The sequence below is a fragment of the Flavobacterium sp. RSB2_4_14 genome, assembly GCF_051547085.1.
Lineage (GTDB): Bacteria > Bacteroidota > Bacteroidia > Flavobacteriales > Flavobacteriaceae > Flavobacterium.
Window position 1 is genome coordinate 1,115,079 of record NZ_JBPTTL010000001.1, and the last position, 16,998, is coordinate 1,132,076.

Consider the following 16,998-nt stretch of genomic DNA (forward strand, 5'->3'; position numbering starts at 1 on the left):
GTATAGCGTTTTCTTTGTGATTAAATATTAAGTTTTAACTGTTGGGGGTAATAATTGAAATGTCAATGCTGATTTGGGTTATTTTGATACGATTATTCCTTTTGGGATAAAAGGGAAGGCGGTTACTTCTTTGCATGTTGAACTTGGGCGACTAATTGATGAGGAAGAAGTGAAAGAAAAAATTCTCACCCATTTTTCAGAATTATTTGAAGCTGAATTTTATTCTTAACCACGAAGATTACAAAAGAGGCGTGAAGTTCACAAGGTTGCTAATTTTTTTACCATATAAGAAATTTAAGGTCATTTAAGGTTGGAACTTGAGAGGCACTTTTTTTGTGTAGCGTTAACTTTATGGTTAAATATCAAGTTTTAACTGTTCGGGTAATAATCGGAAAGACATTCTGTGGTATTTGGTGATGCCATATTTTCTGATTGCTTCACGATGTTCTTGTGTTGGGTAGCCTTTGTTTTTTTTCCAATTGTACATAGGGAATTCTTCGTGAATTATATTCATGTAGTCGTCGCGATAGGTTTTGGCTAAAACAGAAGCTGCGGCAATACTCATAAATTTACTGTCTCCTTTTATAATCGTTGAAAAAGGAATGTTGTTTATGGATTTGAATCGGTTTCCATCTACTATTATATAATTAGGTATAGGAATTAATTTCACAATACTTTCCTGCATGGCTTTGATGGATGCGTTTAAAATGTTTATTTCATCAATTATACTATGGTCTATATGTGTTACCGAAAACCCGATGGCTTTGTTTTCTATAATAGGTCTTAGTTGTTCTCTTATTTTTTCGGAAAGTTGTTTGGAGTCATTTAATACTTCTAATTCGAAATCATCAGGTAGTATTACAGCGGCAGCAGTAACAGGACCAGCAAGGCAACCTCTTCCTGCTTCATCGGTACCGCATTCTGTAGAATAATTAGAAAATTTATTTTGTAGCAATGGCTGATTTTAAAAACATTAACATTATTTTAAATAAAATATCAAAATTTACGCAACCTAACAAAGTTTTTTGTATCAATACTTTATGTTATGCAAATATCATTAAAACATTATCATATGGCTACAATTCTTTAAAATTTAGTTGTTAATATTTGGTTAATTAAGAAATAATTAAGAAGTTTGCAAAATAACTAACTCAAATAAAATTAATATGAGATCGAAGTTCAAATGGATTTTTACGCTTTTACTAGCGTTATCAATGCAGTTTTCGTTTGCACAGGAGAAAACTGTAACTGGAGTTGTTTCAGATAAAACTGGACCACTTCCTGGAGCAAATGTTGTTGTTAAAGGTACCACTCGTTCAGCGCAAGCTGATTTTGATGGTAAATTCAGCATCAAAGCTAAAGCCGGAGAGGTTTTAGTAATTTCTTTTACAGGTTACAACAATTCTACTGTAACCGTAGGAGCAGCCAATAATTATGCTGTTACTTTAAGTGATGGTATTAAATTGGAAGAAGTAGTAGTAGAGGGTTATAGAAATACTACTAAAGCGTCAACTGTGGTTGCGCAATCAACAGTAAGTGCTAAAACTATCGAAAACCGTCCAAATGCTTCGTTTATCCAAACATTGCAAGGACAAGTTGCTGGTTTGAATATTTCTTCAGGATCAGGACAACCTGGGGCTGGAAGTACAGTACTTATTCGTGGAGTAAGTTCACTAAATGGAAATAACGATCCATTGTATGTGATCGATGGAATTCCAACCAATTCTACTAATTTTAGATCTATCAATCCATCAGATATTGAGTCTGCTACCGTTTTGAAAGATGCTGCTGCTACTGCTATTTATGGTAACAGAGGTTCTGCGGGTGTAATTATTGTTAAAACAAAACGTGGTGGAACTGGAGATGCTAAAACAAGTTTTAGATATTCTACAACAACTGGTTATTCAGAGTTACAAGATGCTAAATATGCTTACGCCAACTCTAAACAATTATTAACTTTAGAAAGAACTTATGGTGTTGGAAGAGGAAATTTAAACCCTGCCACTGGGTTGCCTTTTACAGATGCTGAAATTAATGCTTACAGTATCAATACTGATTGGGTAAATTATTTCTTTAGAAAAGCTAAAACAACTGATCATCAATTCAGTATTGAATCTTCTGGTAAAAATTTAAATTCCTATACTTCGGTAAGTTACACTGATCAAGAAGGTATATTAGAGACTACTGGTCTTAAGCGTTTTACTCTAAGAAACAATTTATCTGGAAAATCTAATAATGATAAGTTTTCTTATTCTACTAACATCTCTTTAGGTTTTTCTAAAAATAATGAAGCAACTAGTTTAGGAACTGGTGCCATTAATAGAAACTACGTTTTAGGAGCTACTTTGTCAGCGCCATATATCAGTCCTGATGAATATACAGGTTCAGAAGATGTTTTTGAATTGTATAATAATGATGGTACACTATTGTATACTCCTTTATTCTTGATAGATAAATTGGCTACTTATAACAATAATACCGATGAGATTAGAATGAGTGCTGGTGCTGAGTTATCTTATGAAATATTTAAAAATGTAACCGTTAAATCTAGAACCTCATTTGAAAATATACAAACTAGATTTACCCAATCTGAAGATCCAATTTCATTTAATGCCCTTTTATTTTTGAACCCTGCTGCAGAGTATGGTGGATTTGAGGATGTAAATCAAAGAAGAGAATTCCGTTTCAATCAATTATGGCAATTGGGTTGGTCGAAAAAATTTGCAGAAAAACATACTGTAAGTTTACTTGGAAATGCAGAATATTATGGTTCTCAAGTGAATGCTGATAACCAAAGACAAAGAGGTCTTGACCCAAGAACTTTTGTGCCTAATACTGGTGCAGGTTATTTAGGAGATATTGCGGCTCATGATTTTTATGGTCCTACTGGAAGTGTTTCAGCATTAAAGTATAATTTAATTTCTTATTTTGGAGTATTGGATTATGATTTTAATGATAAATATGGTGTTGTTGGAACCTATCGTTATGATGGTACAAGCCGATTTGCTTCAGATTACCGTTGGGGTAGTTTCTGGTCTGTAGCTGGAAGATGGAATATCAATAAAGAAGATTTCATGAAAGATAGTGGTTTTCAAGTACTAAAATTGAGAGCTTCTTATGGAACGACTGGAAATGAAAGAGTACAACCAGGTACAGAGTGGGCTGGAACAAGTCCTACTTTGTATCAGGAGACTTATGCAAATAGTGCTGCTGTAGGTGGTCAATACAATGGAGCAGCTAGTTACGCTATCTCCTTTGGTCCTTCTAATTTACAATGGGAAACGACTACTCAATTGAACGTTGGTATCGATTTTGAATTCTTCAAAAATAGAGCTCGTGGTACAATCGATTACTATAACAGAGTAACTACTGATTTGTTTTTTCCAGACAATCCAACTTCTCCAGTAACAGGTACACCTTCTGTTTCTAACAATAGTCCAATCGAAATGACTAATGAGGGTGTTGAGTTGACTTTGGCATATGACGTTGTTAGAAATGACAATTTTAAATTTACATTAAGAGGTAATGCTTCAAAAAACAAAAATACAATTGATAATGTTACTGCAAACAATGGTAGAATCATCAATGGTAATACAGTAATTCAAAATGGTAGTCAATTAAATGAATATTTTGTTTACCCATATGCTGGTGTTAATCCAACTAACGGTAATTTATTGTTTACTGCAGCAGATGGTTCTTTAACTGAAACTCCAAGTACAGATACTGACAGAGTTGCTACAGGTAAATCAGCTACACCAATTTATCAAGGTGCTTTTGGATTTGATTTAGATTATAAAGGGTTCTTTGCTTCTAGTAACTTCACTTTCGTTCAAGATGTAACTCGTTTTGATTTTGATTTAGATGGTTTTTATGATCCAGGACAATTAGGACAATTTGTTGTAACAAATGATTTGTTAAATGCATGGACACCAACCAATACAAATACTAATGTTCCTTCATTGAACGCTTCTAATTTAGGTGCCGCTGGTAACTCTGATAGATTCCTTAAAGATGCTTCTTATGTAAGATTACGTTACTTACAAGTTGGATACAAACTACCTAAAAAGTTTATTGAAAAAACTTTCATGACAGGTTTAAGTTTCTATGTTCAAGGTGAAAACTTGTACACTTGGACTAAATGGCAAGGTTTTGACGCAGAGAGTAACAGAACAGCTGACCAAGGACAATATCCAACACCTAAGATTTACAGTTTTGGTGTAGATATTAAATTTTAATCAATAATTAAATAATAAAAAATATGAAAAAATATTTAGGTTTTTTTATTTTGGGTGCCAGTTTGTTTGTTACCTCGTGTGACGAAGATTTACTGGATCCTTTTGCTCCTGGAGCATTAACAGAGGATATAGCTGTACAATCAAGTGGTGATTTAGCGAAATTGATGAATGCCGCTTATGTACTTTTAACTCCTTCAAGTGAAATTGAATTTAGCTCAATTTTTACAGATGAGGCTAGTATTGGGTATGCTAATGGTGGACAAGGTTTGGATGATAATTATGCATTCTTAATGAATTCAGATTCTGATTCCCCTAACAGCATATGGGCACAAAATTATTATTGTTTGTCACGTGTGAATCGCGTTATCAAGTTTGCAGATAATTTTACTCCAGTTGATGCTGCTGACCAACAAGTGGTTAATAGGTTAAAAGCTGAGGCATATACATTAAGAGCTCACTGCCACATCCAGTTGTTAGCTTATTTCTCAACAAATCCAAAAGACAGAAATGCGCTAGGACCAATAATTTCTAATGATGTATATCCTACAAATTATAAAGGAGTTAGAGCCACTAATGGTGCTGTTTATGATTTAATTGATGCTGATTTAGCTGAAGCTGATGCTTTGTATGCTACTGTGACGTCTGCACCAAATCCTATATTTGCTAATAAAAACTTTACCACTGCTTTGAAAGCAAGAGTAAATGCTTTGAGAGGTGATTATGCAAATGCTATTGTTTTTGCTGACCAAGTTATTAATACTCCTGGATTATCATTGGCTACTTTTGCTAATTATCCTTCAGTATTTCACACAGACTCTAACCCTGCTGGTGTTGAGGTTATTTTCAAATTGAAAAAGCAAACTGGACAAACAAGAACAGGTGCTATTTGGGCTAGTGTTAACACTACTTTGAATGGTTCTCCTTTTTATGAAGTGGGAAGATCATTGTTTAATGTATTGAATACTACAAACCTTTCTTCTGCTTCTAACCTTACTATTACCGCTATTTCTGGTACTACATTAACTATTCCCGGAAATACACTACAAGTAAATGATATGTTTGTATCTACTGTTAGCAGACCTGCAAATGCAACTTCTACTAACGGTACAACTACTTCACCTGCTAATTCCTTACTAGGAGGTAAAGTTTATTATGTTAAAAGTGTTAATGGTGATAATATTACCCTTACCGTAGATCCTACATTGGCTACTTCAGCTACTGCTAATTTTGCTGGTGCAAATGGTACTGGACTTTCTATAGCTGCCAAAGCTAATTATGGTGATATTCGTTATACTACCAATGTTCACCCTACTTCTATTATAGATTATAATTACACTACAAGTACTGATTTTAGAAATACAGACAAACTTTGTTTCAGAAAATACCCTGGTACTACTACCAATGGTTTATTAGTAAACGATATGAAAATCTGTAGATTATCTGAAATGTATTTGATTAAAGCTGAAGCTTTAGTAGCTACTGGTGATTTAGCTGGTGCTGCTGCTGCTGTTAAAGCTGTAAGAGATGCACGTTCTAATAGAGTACAACCGTTACCAGTTTTTGCTAATGCAACGGATGGTTATAAAGCTGTATTGAATGAAAGAAGAATTGAGTTTATGTGTGAAGGTTATCGTTTCCTAGATTTAAAACGTCTTGGTGGTGTTGCTAATGAAGGTATTCTTAGAGACCCACAAGATTGTGCAGTTAATGGAGCTTGTTCTTTACCAGTTACTGACTATCGTTTTGCATTGCCAATACCAACGGTAGAGTCTAATGCTAATGGTGCTATTTTAGCGACACAAAATCCTGGATATTAATATCAAAATTCAGTAAATTATAAAAGCTACCTTACGAGGTAGCTTTTTTTTTGAACATTATATTTTATATATTTGTTTTATTATTTAATTATTTACCTCTTATAAATGAAAAATTTTATTTTATTCTTATTTATTTCTGTTACCGGGTTTGCTCAAACCATAGCCGATAAAAATAAAATTAAGGCTACTTATGATCAAGAAAAAATTGCTCTTTTGAAAAACAATGCTAAAGCCTATTACCAAGAACAAAAGGCATTGATAGCACAATATAAAAAAGAACATTCCTTTGTGGAAAGTGAAACTAACTCATTGCAGTTCATTGAAGATGGATTTCCTATTTTTTACACTGTTAACAATCAAGGTTCAGCAATAACTATTGGGACTAATAAATTATATCCAAGTGGAAGTATGGGATTAAATTTAACTGGTTCAGGAATGCTTACAGGTATTTGGGAAGGTGGAAGAGTTAGAGATACACACCAAGAATTAACAGGAGATAAAATATTTTTTGGTGGAGATGACAATCAAACTTTGAGTGATCATGCTACACATGTTAGTGGCACTATATTGGCTACTGGTGTAAGTCCTACGAGAAGAGGAATTGCTTATCAAGCGACAGCATTAACGTATAATTTCACAAATGACTATCTTGAAATGTTGGATTTTGCCGCTAATGGAAATATTGTTTCTAATCACTCTTATGGTTATATTGTTACTAGTTTTCCCAACTGGAGATTTGGGTCTTATGATGCACGTTCTGTAGAATTTGATGATTTGGCTAATGCTAATCCTTATTACACTATGGTCATTGCAGCAGGTAATGATAGAAATAATACTTCATTACCCCAAGTTCCTTTAAAAGGAGGTTATGATATGTTAACTGGTAGATGTCTTGCCAAAAATAGTATTATTGTAGCTGCCGTTAATGAAGTTCCTAGTTATATTGACAACTCTAGTGTGGTTATGTCATCTTTCAGTAATTTTGGTCCTACGGATGATGGTCGAATTAAACCCGATATTTCTGCTAAAGGAGTTGGGGTAAGTTCCTCTACAGGTCCAACTAATTCTTCTTATTCTACTTATCAAGGTACTTCGATGGCTACTCCAGCTATAACCGGTATGGTTTTGTTATTACAACAACATTATAATAATTTGTATGCTGAGTATATGAAGTCTGCTACTGTAAGAGGTTTAGTGTGTCATTCAGCAAAAGAAGCTGGAATTAATCAAGGACCAGATTATGAATTTGGTTGGGGATTAGCCGACGCTGAAGCAGCTGCTAGAATTATTTCTGGGAAAGATGTTACTACAGTTTTACAAGAAAACACATTGGCAAACGGACAAGTATTCACTAAAGAAATTTCTATAACTTCTTCACAAGATATAGCTGCTACTATATGCTGGACTGATCCTACAGCTTCACCAAATGCTAGTAATGAAACGGATAATAGAACTCCAAGATTGCGAAATAATTTGGATTTAAAAATTTTAAAAGATGGTATTACTTATTTTCCTTGGAAATTAAATGTAACTGACCCAGCGGCAGGGGCCACTAATGACTCAGAAAATAATGTAGATAATATTGAAAAAGTTGAAATTTTAGGAGCTGAGCCAGGTGTTTACACCATTCAAGTTACCCACAAAGGAACGCTTGTAGGTGGATCACAAAATTTTTCTTTGATTGCTAATGGTGTTAGTGGTTTAAGTTTGAATACTACAAATTACAGTTTGGAAAATGGCATTTTTGTTTATCCTAATCCAACTAGTGATTTTTTAAATTACACTATTAAAAATAATATCGAAATTTCATCTATTAACATTCATGATATTTCAGGAAAGGAAGTGTTTAGAGCTTCAAATGTAGTTGGTACTGCTCCAATAAATGTAGCTTCACTTTCATCAGGGGTTTATTTTGTTACCTTTACTTCTGAAAATAATTCAGTTACTAAGAAATTTATCAAGCAATAAATTTTATATGACAATCCGTAACTAACTCCAATAAACAAAATGTTTACAATTATTTTTCATTCTATATATAATTTATAACCACATAGAAACATAGAAGAAAATGAATGTAAAGAGGGAACATGAGCATTTCATTTACACATAGCTATGTATAACTATGAAAATCGAAGATTCTTTATAAAGTTTCAAATGGCTATATCTCTATGTGTTTAAATTTTTTTATTAATATTTGGTAATTGGTATCAGTGAAATAGTCATAAAATTATATTTCAATATATCCTAAAAACCATTCCACAATCGGGATGGTTTTTTTATGATTTTATTCCAAATTGTTTTGTGTATTTTTGCGTTGTAATTTATTCAAATGAGAAACTTAATTTTAGTTGTTTTTTTATTGACCTTTTCCATTGGGTTGTCTCAAGTGCAAAAGAATGGCGATCCAAAAACAACTGATTCTTCAGATGGACCACCAAAAAAAGCACCAAAAGCTGCCTTTGATCAATATAGGATTATAACCTTGCAAAGAGATACCACTTATGTAGATACTTCCTTAACCATTAAAAAGGAATATGAATACAACTATTTGCGTAAGGATATTTTTGGTTTGTTGCCTTTTGCTAATGAAGGGCAAACCTATACGGTGTTAGATTATAGTAAGAAAAATTATAGTTCTTTCCCTGAAATTGGTTTTTCGGGTAAGCATTTTAATTATCTTCAAGTGAATGATATTAATTATTATTCTGTTGCCACACCCATCACGGAGTTGTATTTTAAAACCGTAATGGAACAAGGTCAATCATTGGATGCATTTATTTCTCTCAATTTTTCTGAACGCTTCAATGTATCTATTGCCTATAAAGGTTTGCGTTCTTTGGGTAAATACATCAATCAATTGACTAGTGCAGGTAATTTCAGGTTTACAACCAGTTATAATACGCTGAACAAAAGGTATTTTCTCAATTTTCATTTCACGGGTCAAGACACTTCCAATGGAGAAAATGGAGGGATTACCACTATAGAGGATTTTGAAGGAGAAAATCCCGAGTTTGATAATCGTGCCCGATTAGAAGTTTATCTCAATGATGCTAAATCTTTTTTAAAAGGAAATCGGGTTTTTTTAGACCATAATTTTAGAATCAATTCTAAAAATGCCAACAATAATCTATACCTAACCCATCAATTCAATTATGAGTATAAATATTTTGAGTACAACCAAAAAACAGTTCCTTCAACAGTAGGTGACTCTCAAATTTTTCGTTTTGGTGATTCCTTCGTAAACAGTGATATTAATGATCAAACGCGTTACAATAGATTGTACAACAAAGTAGGTGCAGTATATGAAAATTCCTTGTTGGGTAAATTCCAATTCTTTGTTGAAGATTTCAGATACAATTTTTATTACGATTCCATTTTAATTTTGGATACAGGTGCAGTACCAAATGCTCTGAGTGACGAGATAAATACTATTGGAGGACAATATGAATACAGAAAGAACAAATGGAATGGCACTTTTGTGTACTCTAATTCAGTTACCAATCAGTCGTTATCCAATTTTGATGCGAAATTGAAATACCAATTGAACGAAAGAAACCAGTTTATTTTTCAATACCAAATGCTCACTAAAATTCCAGATCATATTTATAATTTGAGCCAAAGCAGTTATTTGAGCTACAATTGGTATAATGATTTTAAGAACGAGAAAATAAATAGTTTAGAAGCTACGGCAAAAACGCAATGGTTCGATGCTTCTTTGCAAATCACTTCTATGGATGACCATTTGTATTTCAGCCGAGATGCCTCGCCGGTAAGAACACAGCTCATTTCGCCAAAACAATATGCCAATACTATTAATTATCTCACTGTAAAAGCCAGTAAAGAATTTAAATGGGGAAAATTTGCCTTAGACAATACACTCCTTTACCAACAAGTGGATCAAGAAGAAGCTATACTCAATGTGCCGCAATTTGTTACCCGAAATACGCTGTATTTTACGGATTATTTCTTCAAAAAAGCGTTGTTTTTGCAAACCGGAATTATCTTTAATTATTTTTCAAAATATTATGCCAACGATTACAACCCTGTAATCACCGAAGCTTTTGTGCAAAATGAAAGAGAAATTGGTGCTTTTCCCATGTTTGATTTTTTTATAAATGCTCGAATTCGACAAACTCGAATTTTCCTTAAAGCTGAACATTTTAATTCGAGCTTTACGGGAAATATCTTTTATAATGCGCCCAATTATCCCTACAGAGACTTTATAGTTCGCTTCGGATTAGTTTGGAATTTCTTCCAATAATAATTTACGAACATTCATATATTCAATATCTTTGTTTCATCAAAAAAAGTAAACTTTACAATGGTTTGGGCTTGTGAAAGTATGAAATCATAAAACGATAAATAAAACGAATGAAATACGCCAAAAATATTTTAGAAACCATCGGAAACACTCCGTTAGTAAAACTAAACAAAGTTGTAGAAGGAATTGACGCTTTGGTATTGGCCAAGGTAGAGACTTTCAATCCTGGAAATTCTACCAAAGATAGAATGGCTCTAAAAATGGTGGAAGATGCTGAAGCCGACGGAAGACTAAAACCTGGAGGTACAATTATAGAAGGAACTTCTGGAAACACCGGAATGGGATTAGCATTAGCGGCAATCGTAAAAGGTTACAAATGTATTTTTGTGATTACCGACAAACAATCCAAAGAGAAAATGGATATTCTTCGTGCTGTTGGTGCCAAAGTAATTGTTTGCCCAACCGATGTGGAACCAACCGATCCGCGTTCCTATTATTCGGTTTCTAAAAGGTTAGGAACAGAGATTCCAAATTCATGGTATGTCAATCAATATGATAATCCGAGTAATGCTGTTGCTCATTATGAACAAACGGGTCCAGAAATTTGGGAACAAACCGATGGGAAAGTCACTCATTTTGTCGTAGGCGTTGGAACTGGCGGAACAATCTCTGGTGTGGCTAAATATTTAAAAGAAAAAAATCCAAATATTAAAATTTGGGGAATTGACACCTATGGTTCTGTGTTTAAAAAATACCACGAAACGGGCATTTTTGACGAAAACGAAATCTACTCTTATATTACCGAAGGCATTGGTGAAGATATACTTCCAAAAAATGTTGACTTCTCACTCATCGATGGTTTCACTAAAGTAACCGATAAAGACGCTGCGGTTTACACAAGAAGAATTGCGCTAGAAGAAGGCATATTTGTGGGCAATTCAGCTGGTGCTTGTGTCAAAGGATTGCACCAACTGAAAGAACATTTCAAACCCGAAGATGTGGTCGTGGTGTTGTTTCATGATAGCGGAAGCCGTTATGTTGGTAAAATGTTCAACGATGATTGGATGCGTGAAAGAGGTTTTTTAGAAGAAGAGATTACTACCGCGCAAGATGTTATTAAAGATCACATCGACAAACCATTAGTTGTTGTTCGTACTGAGGAATTGGTTTCTCATGCCATTGAACGATTGAAAAAATATAAAATTTCTCAAATTCCGGTGATTGATACTACTGGATTTGTGGGAAGTTTGGACGAAACCGATTTGTTCCGAAGTTATGTAGAAGATAAGGACATGGCCGATAAACCTATCAAAGACATTATGGGTAAACCGTATCCTATTGTCAATGCCAATGCACCGATAGAGGAAATTTCAAAGCTCATCAACAAAGACAATCAAGCGGTTTTAGTGGATTTAGGCAATGGAAAGCATCACATTATTACTAAGCACGATATTATTAGTTCGATTAAATAAATCTTGAAAGAAAAAGTCATCTATATTATCGCTGGATGTAATGGTGCTGGAAAAACTACCGCTTCGTTTACTATTTTGCCCGAGATTTTAGATTGTAAAGAATTTGTCAATGCTGATGAGATAGCCAAAGGACTTTCGCCTTTTCAACCCGAAAAAGTTGCTTTCGAAGCTGGAAGAATTATGCTTGAACGCATAGAGTTTTTATTATCAACTAACGAAAATTTTGCTTTTGAAACTACGCTTGCCACCAAAACGTATAAGCGTAAATTAGAAAAAGCGATTTCAAATGGCTACACTGTCAAGTTATTGTTTTTCTGGTTGCCGTCAATTGAAATGGCTATTAAAAGAGTCGCTATTAGAGTTTCAGAAGGTGGACATGATATTCCAACTGATGTAATTGCAAGAAGATATAAACGAGGTATTGACAATTTATTCAAAATATATTTACCTTTGTGTGATGAGTGGGCTGTTTTTGATAATTCCGAGGAGTTACCAGATTTAATTGCAAGAGGTAATTCTGATGAACAATTTATTTTTCAACACGACGCTTGGGAGTTACTTAAAACTAATTGTATTTAGATGAAAACTAAAAAAACAAATCATTCTAGTTTCATAGATAAAGTTATCAAAGGATTAAAATTATCTTCTGAAAGAATGATACAATCTAAAATTGAAAAAAATCAATCGGTAGTAATTATGCGAGAAGGTAAGATTATCACCGTTAAAGCCTCTGAATTACACAAATTATAATTCTGAAAAAAATGACAACCTGCAAATTTGCAGGTTTTTTTATTCCCCAATCAAAACACCCGAAACATTCCACGAACTGAAACTATTTCCTTCGGGTAATCCTTGTGGGATTTTTATTTGAATGGAATGATTTCCAGCTTCTAAATCGCCTAAGTCAATAAAGATTGGATTGGTTACTGTTCCCGGACACCAATTGGCTCTGCTGTAATCGGATGATGATAATCCGTTTGGAAAATTCCCCGATGCCGGATTGGATAATCGGTACGAACCACAATCTTGTCGCCAAGGAGTAAAGCTAAAAATTTCTTTATCATCTAAGAAAATCGAATTCTTTTTTGGTACAAATTCATCGCCGTTTTCCCAACCACCATGACCGGTTGTGATATAACGCAGCTTGACATTTTTCATCGGTTTGTCTAATTTGAAAGTAACTATTAATCCTTTATCAGTATTGAACATCGTACCATATTCTTGTCCTGCCATTTCCATAATGTTATTGGTACAAAAAAGTGGTACAATTTGATTTGGTTTGGTTTTGGCTTCTTCTTCATTGTGAATAGTGATATTCGCGGTAACTTTGTGTCCACCTTTGTCATAATTGCCAATGTTTATTCCCAACCAAACCTCTTTATCGCTCAACATCGTTCTCATTTCTGAAATATCCTGACGGTAGAGTACATTTTCTGCCCACGTTTTATCCTTTAGTTGCAGCGTGTTGTATTGTTTCACACCAAAAGGCGTAAAGAATCGCATTAGTTCTACCACAGGATTATAATTTTCATTGGCTACCACACCTTGATAGTTTTTGCCATTTCCATTGTTGTAAATTGGTAATGATTTCACTCCTTTTTGCAATCCTTCTAAAAACGAATTCGATTTGTCTGTTGGGATGATAAAAAATGAACCTGTTCTGTCATAGGCATCGCCATTGGATTCTTCGGTTATGTCCACAAAAATCTGACTTCCGAGTTTTATTTCAGGGATTTTTATTTTTCGAACGGCAATTGTTCCGTTGGCAAAACGAAGAATACTATCATTGGACTTGGAAGCATCCGAAAAATTAATGATTTGCTCTTTGAAAACGGAAATTGTTGTGAAACGACTTTTCCAAAGCAAATCTTTGTAGGTCAATCCATCAACATTGTTTATTGATATTTCAATCTGTGGAAAGAATTTTACTTTTTCCACTTTGGTTGCAGCAATCACAAAGTTGCCATTGCGAACCATTTCCAAAACTAATCCTAAATTTTGTCCCAAAACCGTTGGAGAACCTTTTACTTTTAATTCGTCAGTGTACCAAAATTCAATAGTATTTGAGTTGACTATGGTTTTAGCCTTTTTACAATTATAGCCTAAGATTTTTTTAGTGTCGTTTAGGTGTTCAAAAGTCTGCTTGGCTAAAGAAGCGCTATCCATTGTTTTAATAATGTCTTTGTAATGCAGTTTTGCGATTTGAAGAATTGAAGATGTTTTTCTATCTATATAGGTTTGTTCAAAAGGAAACGCTGCTTTTTGACTTATAATATTTTGGGTTGTCAATAGTGTATTGCTCTCATTGGTATAAACTAAAACTGCATCTTGGTTTTCTAGTAAACTTCCGTTGGTACTTTTCGAGTAGGTAATTTTGTAGTTTTGTGCTATTGTTGTTCCAAAAAATCAGAAGAGTAAAAATTAAAATCAAATTTTTCATGGTAATAGTTTTTAATATAAAAGTAAATTTCTTACTTTGGTTTTAAAATTGAGAAATCGTGAAAGAAGATTTTCTTCATTATGTATGGCAATATAAGAAGTTTACCTTTTCCAACCTAACTACGGTTTCGGGAGAACCGCTTACTATTATTAACTGTGGTCAGTATTTACAGTTAGCTGGTCCTGATTTTTTTAATGCGCAACTAGTTATTGGCACTCAAAAGTGGGCAGGAAATGTAGAAATCCATGTCAAATCTTCTGATTGGTATTTGCACCATCACGAAAAAGATTCCGCTTATGACAGTGTTATTCTGCATGTGGTTTGGGAACATGACACGCCTATTTTCAGAAAAGACAATTCGGAGTTACCCGTTTTGGAACTCAAGCATTTTGTTTCCAATGAAGTATTGCACAGTTATCAAGAATTGACTTCGCAGAAGAGTTGGATTTATTGTGAAAATCAAATCAAAACTGTCGATGATTTTGTTTTGCGAAATTGGCAAGAACGATTGTTTTTTGAACGTTTAGAGCGAAAGTCCATTCCTATTCAACAACTTTTGCAAGAAACCGAAAATGATTGGGAAGCTGTTTTGTTTTATATGTTGGCCAAGAATTTTGGACTGAATACCAATGGGGATATTTTTTTGAAAGTGGCAAAATCTATTCCGTTTTCTGTAGTCAGAAAAGAGCGTTTTGAGGTTGAAAACTTGGAAGCATTGTTTTTTGGTCGAGCCGATTTATTACCCTTGGAAGTTGAAGATTTGTATGCCAAAGAATTGAAAACTCGATTTGACTATATGGTTCAGAAACACCAATTAAAAAGTGTAGTAATTGAACCCGTTCAGTTTTTCAAACATCGTCCAGATAATTTTCCGACTATTCGTTTGGCACAATTGGCGATGTTGTATCACAAACAGCATAATTTATTTTCACAAATAATTGGCGCTAAAAATCTTCAAGAGTTTTATAAACTATTTGACATATCTGTTTCGGATTACTGGCAAACCCATTATCAATTTGATAAAGAAAGTCCCAAAAAGAAAAAGCAGTTTTCAAAATCGTTTGTCGATTTATTGCTTATCAATACTATTGTTCCTATTCAGTTTGTGTATGCTAAAAGTCTAGGTAAGGAAATTTCAGAAGAACTACTGGCGTTGTTTCGAACTATTTCTCCAGAAAAAAATAACATAATTGAGAAATTTTCACATTTTGGAATTAAGTCGAATAATGCTTTTGACACACAGTCATTGCTGGCTTTGAAAAATGATTATTGTAATCACAGTAAATGTTTGCAGTGCGCTATTGGAATTCAATTATTAAAAGAGTAATTTTATTTTTAATTTATCACATAGAAAAATATAGAGTATTAATGAAGGTAAAAAGATTATTAAAAAAAAGGTTCTACCATAATTTGAGTGGTTTTTTCTGTTTAAAATATAAATAGATAGTAAAACCATTAAGATTAATTAAGTTTCATTAAGTCTTAATTTCCTTAATTTCTTAATGGTTTTAGTTTGTTATTTTACATTTACTAAATGTTAAGTTTTTAATAATCGACTGTTTTAGTGATAGAACCAATAAAAATACCAAAAGAATAAACTATGTTTCTATGTTGTTAACATTTATACCGTAAGCTTATGTCACCCGTTTTACAATTAAAATATTTTTTCGAAAAGCATGGATTTCATGTGTCTTCTCGTTTGGCGGACAGGTTGGGTATGCGTGCTTCAAATGTGCGTTTGTTTTTTATTTATATTTCTTTTGTTACCGCTGGATTAGGTTTTGGGGTTTATTTGACTTTAGCTTTTTGGATTAGATTGAAAGATTTGATACGCGGAAAAAGAACATCTGTCTTTGATTTATAAATTAAAACGTTTCTTTTATTATGATTCACTCTTTTTTGAATTATTCAAAAAGTCAACGGATAGGAATTATATTGTTCTTCCTTTTGATACTTGTGGCGCAAAGTGTTTACTTTTTTGTCGATTTTGGTTCTTATGAAATTCAGGATAAGGAACAACAAGCTTGGTTGTCCAAGCAAAGTGCTATTGATAGTTTAAAACTTCAAAGTGTCAATTATAAACCTACTATTTACCCTTTCAATCCCAATTTTATTTCCGATTTCAAAGGATATAAACTAGGTATGTCGGTTGAAGAAATTGACAGATTATTGGCATATAGAAAACAAAATAAATTTGTCAATTCTGCCGAAGAGTTTCAAGCTGTGACTAAAGTTTCCGATTCCTTATTAAAAGTGATTTCTCCTTTTTTTAAATTTCCAGATTGGGTAAAAAATAAAAAAAGTAATTACCAACCCTTTGAAAAAAAATATGCAGCAAAACCCGAAAAGATTGTGGTACTCGATATCAATGAAGCCACAAAAGAAGATTTGATGAAAATTTATGGTATTGGTGATAAAATTTCCGATAGAATTTTGACAGAAAAGGAAAAATATGGTGGATTTGTGAGTATGGAACAGTTGCAGTATGTTTGGGGTTTATCGCCAGAAGTCCTTGAAAATCTGAATAAAAATTTTGTTGTAAAATCGGTTCCGAGTATTAAAAAAATTAATATCAATACGGCTTCGGTTAAAGAATTATCCCAATTCCCTTTTTTCAGATATGCTTTGGCCAAAGATATTGTCATTTATAGAAGTATGAATGGCGATATCAAAACTGAGGATTTAACAAAAATTAAGGGTTTTCCTGTTGATAAAGTCAAAATTATTGCCTTATATTTGGAATTCTAAAAAATAGCTCAAAAAAACAGCCTTA

12 protein-coding genes and 1 pseudogene are annotated in these 16,998 nt (G+C 33.4%); 11 read left to right on the top strand and 2 right to left on the bottom strand.

Annotated features, from left to right (window positions below; genetic code table 11):
• Window positions 1-58 precede the first annotated feature (58 nt).
• Window positions 59-229 (top strand): annotated as a pseudogene (locus ACSVH2_RS05070) (lipoyl(octanoyl) transferase LipB); the annotation flags it as partial.
• A gap of 126 nt (window positions 230-355) precedes the next feature.
• Here ACSVH2_RS05070 and ACSVH2_RS05075 read toward each other — a convergent pair.
• Window positions 356-955: a ribonuclease HII gene (locus tag ACSVH2_RS05075; protein ID WP_438092068.1), complete on the bottom strand. Its 600-nt coding sequence runs from the start codon at window positions 953-955 to the stop codon at window positions 356-358.
• Between the two features lie 211 nt (window positions 956-1,166).
• Between ACSVH2_RS05075 and ACSVH2_RS05080 the strand changes: the two genes are divergently transcribed.
• From ACSVH2_RS05080 to ACSVH2_RS05110, 7 genes are all read left to right on the top strand, one after another.
• Window positions 1,167-4,235 carry a SusC/RagA family TonB-linked outer membrane protein gene (locus ACSVH2_RS05080; RefSeq protein WP_438092069.1) on the top strand — a complete coding sequence of 1,023 codons (3,069 nt, stop codon included), beginning with the start codon at window positions 1,167-1,169 and terminating at the stop codon, window positions 4,233-4,235.
• 23 nt (window positions 4,236-4,258) lie between these two features.
• A complete protein-coding gene (locus ACSVH2_RS05085) occupies window positions 4,259-6,052 on the top strand; it encodes a RagB/SusD family nutrient uptake outer membrane protein (RefSeq protein WP_438092070.1) in 1,794 nt (597 codons plus the stop codon).
• A gap of 105 nt (window positions 6,053-6,157) precedes the next feature.
• Complete coding sequence (locus ACSVH2_RS05090) at window positions 6,158-8,020, top strand: S8 family serine peptidase (RefSeq protein ID WP_438092071.1); 1,863 nt, start codon at window positions 6,158-6,160, stop codon at window positions 8,018-8,020.
• Window positions 8,021-8,381: 361 nt separating this feature from the next.
• Window positions 8,382-10,313 carry a putative porin gene (locus tag ACSVH2_RS05095; protein WP_438092072.1) on the top strand — a complete coding sequence of 644 codons (1,932 nt, stop codon included), beginning with the start codon at window positions 8,382-8,384 and terminating at the stop codon, window positions 10,311-10,313.
• Between the two features lie 110 nt (window positions 10,314-10,423).
• A complete protein-coding gene (locus ACSVH2_RS05100; RefSeq protein WP_438092073.1) occupies window positions 10,424-11,785 on the top strand; it encodes a pyridoxal-phosphate dependent enzyme in 1,362 nt (453 codons plus the stop codon).
• A gap of 3 nt (window positions 11,786-11,788) precedes the next feature.
• Window positions 11,789-12,364, top strand: a complete 576-nt coding sequence (locus tag ACSVH2_RS05105; RefSeq protein WP_438092074.1) for a zeta toxin family protein — start codon at window positions 11,789-11,791, stop codon at window positions 12,362-12,364.
• Window positions 12,365-12,535, top strand: coding sequence for a hypothetical protein (locus ACSVH2_RS05110; RefSeq protein ID WP_438092075.1), 171 nt, complete (start codon window positions 12,365-12,367; stop codon window positions 12,533-12,535).
• A 39-nt stretch (window positions 12,536-12,574) separates the two neighbouring features.
• Here ACSVH2_RS05110 and ACSVH2_RS05115 read toward each other — a convergent pair whose 3' ends face one another.
• Window positions 12,575-14,176 (bottom strand): PNGase F N-terminal domain-containing protein, encoded by a 1,602-nt coding sequence (locus ACSVH2_RS05115; protein WP_438092263.1) that lies wholly within the window; start codon window positions 14,174-14,176, stop codon window positions 12,575-12,577.
• Window positions 14,177-14,283: 107 nt separating this feature from the next.
• Here ACSVH2_RS05115 and ACSVH2_RS05120 point away from each other — a divergent pair, with 107 nt between their 5' ends.
• From ACSVH2_RS05120 to ACSVH2_RS05130, 3 genes are all read left to right on the top strand, one after another.
• Window positions 14,284-15,552, top strand: coding sequence for a DUF2851 family protein (locus ACSVH2_RS05120; protein ID WP_438092077.1), 1,269 nt, complete (start codon window positions 14,284-14,286; stop codon window positions 15,550-15,552).
• A gap of 309 nt (window positions 15,553-15,861) precedes the next feature.
• A complete protein-coding gene (locus tag ACSVH2_RS05125; protein ID WP_438092078.1) occupies window positions 15,862-16,089 on the top strand; it encodes a PspC domain-containing protein in 228 nt (75 codons plus the stop codon).
• Window positions 16,090-16,109: 20 nt separating this feature from the next.
• Window positions 16,110-16,973: a ComEA family DNA-binding protein gene (locus ACSVH2_RS05130; RefSeq protein ID WP_438092079.1), complete on the top strand. Its 864-nt coding sequence runs from the start codon at window positions 16,110-16,112 to the stop codon at window positions 16,971-16,973.
• The last annotated feature ends 25 nt before the right edge of the window (window positions 16,974-16,998 follow it).